The organism is Microcystis sp. T1-4 (genome assembly GCF_000297435.1).
Classification (GTDB): domain Bacteria; phylum Cyanobacteriota; class Cyanobacteriia; order Cyanobacteriales; family Microcystaceae; genus Microcystis.
Map to the genome: position 1 here is coordinate 1 of NZ_CAIP01000238.1, position 2,142 is coordinate 2,142.

At 48.4% G+C, this 2,142-nt stretch carries 2 protein-coding genes and 1 pseudogene; 2 read left to right on the top strand and 1 reads right to left on the bottom strand.

Features of this window, described 5'->3' with window-relative positions:
* Window positions 1–189, top strand: a pseudogene (locus MICAI_RS14710) (flagellar assembly protein H); the annotation flags it as partial.
* Window positions 190–254: 65 nt separating this feature from the next.
* Here the strand turns inward: MICAI_RS14710 and MICAI_RS14715 are convergent.
* Window positions 255–1,277, bottom strand: coding sequence for a 6-bladed beta-propeller (locus tag MICAI_RS14715; protein WP_008203473.1), 1,023 nt, complete (start codon window positions 1,275–1,277; stop codon window positions 255–257).
* A 235-nt stretch (window positions 1,278–1,512) separates the two neighbouring features.
* Between MICAI_RS14715 and MICAI_RS14720 the strand changes: the two genes are divergently transcribed.
* Window positions 1,513–2,142, top strand: a 630-nt coding sequence (locus MICAI_RS14720; RefSeq protein ID WP_039900242.1) for an Rpn family recombination-promoting nuclease/putative transposase, incomplete at its 3' end; no start/stop codon positions are given.

Consider the following 2,142-nt stretch of genomic DNA (forward strand, 5'->3'; position numbering starts at 1 on the left):
AGAGAGGAAGGCAGAGAGGAAGGCAGAGAGGAAGGCAGAGAGGAAGGCAAAGAGGAGGGTAAAGAAGAAAAAGCTCGACAAATTGCCCTAAAAATGCTATCTGCTGGCTTTCCTATCCCAGAAATCGCCCAGTTTACTGATTTATCCCCCGATGCGATCAAGCAATTACAAAGACAGCAGCACAATTAAAGCTTTTAACCGCAAAGGGTGGCGAATTGGCAAAATTTTGGCTCATCTCCCCACCCCAAGCGCAATTAACCACGTTTAGCGAGGCGACGCACCACTAAACCGCCCCCTAGTATGCCTAATCCGATAATACCAGAAGGTTCGGGCGTTTTGAATACCTGTATGCGATTGTTGAACGTATCGGCCACATAGATGTTACCACCGCCACCGACAGCGATACCGTAGGGTGTATTGAACTGACCGTTCCCCGTACCGGAGCTACCGAAAGCGTACTGGAAGACACCACCGGAGTTAAACACCTGTACGCGGTTGTTGTTCGTATCGGCCACATAGATATTACCAACGCCATCGACAGCGACACCACCAGGTGAAAAGAACTCACCGTTCCCCGAACCGGAGCTACCGAAAGTGGACAGCAAGGTACCACTAGAGTCGAACACCTGTACGAGATTGTTGTCAGTATCGGCTACATAGATCTTACCACTGCTACCGACGGCGATACCTTGGGGTAAACTCAAATTACCGACCCCGAAAGTGGACAGGAAGCCTCCATTGGAGTCGAACACCTGTACGCGATCGTTGAACGTATCGGCTACATAGATATTACCACCGCTACCGACGGCGATACCGTAGGGGAAACCCAAATAACCGACCCCGACAGTGGACTGGAAGACTCCACTGGAGTTGAATATCTGTACCCGCTCGTTGAACGTATCGGCCACATAGATATTACCAACGCCATCGACAGCGACACCAACGGGTGAACTGAACTCACCGTTCCCCGTACCGGGGCTACCGAAAGTGGACAGGAAGCCTCCATTGGAGTCGAACACCTGTATGCGGTTGTTGGCAGTATCGGCTACATAGATCTTACCACCGCTACCGACGGCGATACTGTAGGGGTTATTGAACTGACCGTCCCCCGCACCGGAGCTACCGAAAGCGAATTTAAAATCGGCCGCAGTGGCACTGGTGGCGATACTAATACATCCGATCGCAGTGGCCGTGACTAGGGAAAAAGATTTCAGCAGAGCCTTTGATAAGCTACGCTTCTCCCGCCCCCCATGATTGATAACTTTAGATAGGGACATAAAACTTCAGAATATCTGCCCCTAATATACCCTTTCCTCTCGCAATTGTCAAGAAATTTCTGGGAAGATGTGACAAATTTGCCAATATCTATGGGATAAGTCTATGGTTAGAATTGAATTTTGCCTATAATTTATTCCGCGCTACGATTCTCTTCGGCAACAGTTACGGCCAATACAGGATGTCAACACCGGCGACCGAGGGTATCCTAGGAGAAACGGAAAGTAATCCCTGACGATGTTTGATAATATTTGTAAATTTATTGCCGAAAACTTCTCCGATGATCTAGCCACTTGGTTATTGGGTTCTCCCCTCCCCTTAACCGTCCTCGACCCGACGGAATTACAATTAGACCCCATTCGTGCCGATTCCCTGATTTTTTTGCAGTCAGAGGAATTGATTCTCCATACCGAGTTTCAAACCGACCCCGACTCCAAGATTCCCTTCCGAATGCTCGATTATCGCATTCGCGTCTATCGTCGTCATCCCCAAAAACAAATGCGTCAAGTGGTAATTTATCTGCGACGCAGCGATTCTCCCCTAGTGCAAGAAAATACCTTCCGTCTGGGGGAAACCTTTCATTCCTTTCAAGTCATCCGTCTTTGGGAAGAAAATACACCACAATTTTTCCATCATCCCGGTTTATTACCCTTTGCCGTCCTCAGCAATACCGATGATCCCGAACAGGTGTTAAGTCAGGTGTCCCGTTCTTTAGAAACTATCCCCGAAAAACAGGTACAAAGCAATCTCGCTGCCGCTACCAGTATTCTCGCCGGGTTAGTATTAAATCGAGAGACGATTAAAAAAATCCTTCGGAGTGACACTATGAGAGAATCCGTCATCTATCAAGATATTTTAGAGGAAGGC

What these genes read in the sequence shown, in the direction of transcription:
- MICAI_RS14715 (WP_008203473.1), bottom strand. Translation starts at nt 1,277, where the DNA reads ATGTCCCTATCTAAAGTTATCAATCATGGGGGGCGGGAGAAGCGTAGC.